At 70.9% G+C, this 3,332-nt stretch carries 4 protein-coding genes; all 4 read left to right on the top strand.

Features of this window, described 5'->3' with window-relative positions; all coding sequences use genetic code 11:
- Positions 1 to 390: FGGY-family carbohydrate kinase (locus tag ABT300_RS42505; protein ID WP_351688090.1), on the top strand; the 390-nt coding region annotated here is incomplete at its 5' end.
- A 76-nt stretch (positions 391 to 466) separates the two neighbouring features.
- Complete coding sequence (araA, locus tag ABT300_RS42500) at positions 467 to 1,984, top strand: L-arabinose isomerase (RefSeq protein ID WP_351688087.1); 1,518 nt, start codon at positions 467 to 469, stop codon at positions 1,982 to 1,984.
- Between the two features lie 43 nt (positions 1,985 to 2,027).
- Positions 2,028 to 2,750, top strand: a complete 723-nt coding sequence (gene araD, locus ABT300_RS42495) for an L-ribulose-5-phosphate 4-epimerase AraD (RefSeq protein WP_351688084.1) — start codon at positions 2,028 to 2,030, stop codon at positions 2,748 to 2,750.
- Positions 2,751 to 3,026: 276 nt separating this feature from the next.
- On the top strand, positions 3,027 to 3,332 hold a 306-nt coding region (locus tag ABT300_RS42490), incomplete at its 3' end, for a LacI family DNA-binding transcriptional regulator (RefSeq protein ID WP_351688083.1).

The raw sequence follows: 3,332 nt of genomic DNA, 5'->3' as shown, positions 1-3,332 counted from the left end.
GGCACCCGCACCATCATCGAGGCCTTCGAGAACTCCGGCGTGCCGGTGCGAGAGCTGATCATCGCGGGCGGCCTGACGAAGAACGAGCTGCTGATGCAGATCTACGCCGACGTCACCCGCCTGCCCCTCGGCGTCATCGACTCTGCCCAGGGACCGGCCCTCGGCGCGGCGATGCACGCGGCCGTCGCGGCCGGCTCCTACCCCGACATCAGGGCCGCCGCCCAGGCCATGGGCAAGGCCCGCCCCGCGGTCTACCTGCCCGACCCCGAGCGGGCCGAGGCCTACGACCGTCTGTTCGCCGAGTACCGACTCCTGCACGACTACTTCGGTCGTGGCGCCAACGAGGTCATGCACCGTCTGCGCCGCATCCGCGCCGAAGCATCCGCCTGAGAACGTCGCCCCCCTGCGCGGTGACCGTCACCGCCTTCTCCTCTGTGGTCATCATTCCCGAAAGGAAACGTCCGACATGGAAGCCAACGCCACCCCGTACCCCGACCACGAGGTCTGGTTTCTCACCGGCAGCCAGGGCCTGTACGGCGACGACGTCCTGCAGCAGGTGGCCGACCAGTCCCGGAGCATCTCCGAGACCCTCGCTCACCCCGGTGAGATCCCGGTGCGGATCGTGTGGAAGCCGGTGCTGACCGACGCCGACGCGATCCGGCGGATGTGCCAGGAGGCCTCGGCCTCCGACGCCTGCGTCGGCGTGATCGTGTGGATGCACACCTTCTCCCCGGCGAAGATGTGGATCGCCGGGCTCAGCGCCCTGGACCGGCCGCTGCTGCACCTGCACACCCAGTACAACCTGTCGCTGCCCTGGCCGAGCATCGACATGGACTTCATGAACCTCAACCAGGCCGCGCACGGCGACCGCGAGTTCGGCCACATCGAGTCCCGCGTGGGCGTCGACCGCAAGATCGTCGCCGGTCACGCCACCGACCCCCGTGTGGTGCGCCGCGTCGCCGCCTGGGCCCGCGCCGCCGTCGGCCGCCACACCGCGCGCACCCTGCGCCTGGCCCGCTTCGGCGACAACATGCGCGACGTCGCCGTCACCGAGGGCGACAAGGTCGAGGCCCAGCTGCGGTTCGGGTTCTCCGTCAACACCTACGGCGTCAACGACCTGGTCGCCGTCGTCGACGCCGTGCCGGACAAGGACGTCGCCGAACTCGCCGCCGAGTACACCGACTCCTACGACGTCGCCGAGGCCCTGCGGCCCGGCGGCGACCAGCACGACTCCCTGCTGTACGCGGCCCGTATCGAAGCAGGCCTGCGCGCCTTCCTCACCGACGGCGGCTTCACCGCCTTCACCACCAACTTCGAGGACCTCGGCGGCCTGCGCCAGCTGCCCGGCATCGCCGTCCAGCGCCTCATGGCCGACGGCTACGGCTTCGGCGGCGAGGGCGACTGGAAGACCTCCGCCCTGCTGCGCACGGTGAAGGTCATGGGCGTCGGCAGCCCCGGCGGCACCAGCTTCATGGAGGACTACACCTACCACCTCGGCCCCGGCAAGCCGTGCGTCCTCGGCGCCCACATGCTCGAGGTCTGCCCCTCCATCGCCGCCGGCCGCCCCAGCGCCGAGATCCACCCGCTCTCCATCGGCGGCCGCGAGGACCCCGTCCGGCTCGTCTTCAACGCCGCCGAGGGCCCCGCCGTCGTCGTCGGGCTCTCCGACCTCGGCGACCGCTTCCGCCTCACCGCGAACGCCGTCGACGTCATCGCCCCGAGCGAGCCGCTGCGCCGTCTGCCGGTGGCGCGTGCCGTGTGGGAGCCCCGCCCGTCGCTGGCCGAGTCCGCGGAGAGCTGGCTGCTCGCCGGCGCCCCGCACCACACCGTGCTCACCTCGGCCGTGGGTCTGGAGACGCTCACCGACTACGCCGCCATGACCGGCGTCGAGCTGCTCACCATCGACGAGAACACCACCACCGAGCAGTTCGCCAAGGAAGTCCGCTGGAACGCCGCCTACCACCGTCTCGCCCAGGCGCTGTGAGGTCGTCCGCCATGGCTCTGATCCGCATGCAAGGAGGAAGCCGATGACCGCACGAGTGCGCGACGGTCTGCGGCAAGAGGTGCTGGACGCCAACCTGACCATCCCTCAGGTCGGTCTGGCGACGCTGACCTGGGGAAACGTCAGCGGCGTCGACCGTGAGGCGGGCGTCTTCGTCATCAAGCCCTCCGGCGTCCCCTACGAGGACCTCGGTCTCGACGACCTGGTGACCGTCCGCCTGTCCGACGGCGCCGTCGTCGACGGGCGGCTGCGGCCCTCCACCGACACCGAGACCCACCGCTGCCTCTACCTCGCCTTCCCCTCCATCGGCGGCGTCACCCACACCCACTCCACCCGCGCCGTCGCCTTCGCCCAGGCCCGCCGTGACATCCCCGTGCTCGGCACCACCCACGCCGACACCTTCAACGGCCCGATCCCGGTCACCCCGGACCTCACCGCCGAGCAGTGCGCGAAGGACTACGAGTACAACACCGGCCGGGTCATCGTGGACCTGCTCGAGGAGGACGACCAGCGGGCCGTCGAAGTGCCCGCGGCCCTGGTGGCCAACCACGGCCCGTTCACCTGGGGATCGACCGCGCGCAAGTCACTCGAGCACGCGATCATCTGCGAAGCCGTCGCCGACATCGCCCTGCACACCTTCGCGCTGTCCCCGACGGCCCCGCCGCCTCCTCACCTGCTCAACCGCCACTACACCCGCAAGCACGGCCCCGACGCCTACTACGGCAACCCGGCGCCCACACCCTCCTGACCGACCCCACGACCCGACAACCCGAGAACCTGGGGTCCCGACGGCCCGACGGCGCAATCACGCAGAACCGCTGAACGGCTCGTCGATCCAACGGCCGGCTGACCGACTGGTCGGCCGGCCGTCCGGCTGACCGGCCGGTCCCCTCCGGTCGGCCGGTGCTCGCCGATCGGCCAGGCCGACCGACCGGCCTGTTCCCTGATATACCTGTCGCACGAGCGTCTGCGCCGGTCCCCTCCGCCACTTGACTCCGGCATTGTGACCGGTCACACTCATCGCATGAATGTGACCGGTCACATGAGCCCCGACCCCCGCTCTCCCGGACGGGAACCGCGCAAAGCCGCGAGCATTCGCGATGTCGCACGCGCTGCGGGCGTCTCGTACCAGACCGTCTCCCGGGTGATCAACGCTCACCCCAACGTTCGCGAGGAGACGCGCCGCCGTGTCGAGGCGGCCATCGAGAGCCTGGGATTCCGACGCAACCCGACCGCGTTCGCCCTCGCCGGCGGCGTGACCCGGTCCCTCACCGTCCTGACGTCGAACACGACCCTCCACGGCTACGCGGCCACCCTGCAGGGCCTCGAG

Origin of the sequence: Streptomyces sp. NPDC001027, from assembly GCF_040299045.1 — a bacterium.
Lineage (GTDB): Bacteria > Actinomycetota > Actinomycetes > Streptomycetales > Streptomycetaceae > Streptomyces.
Note: the sequence above shows the minus strand (reverse complement) of the source record. Positions and strands in the feature narration are given on the sequence as shown.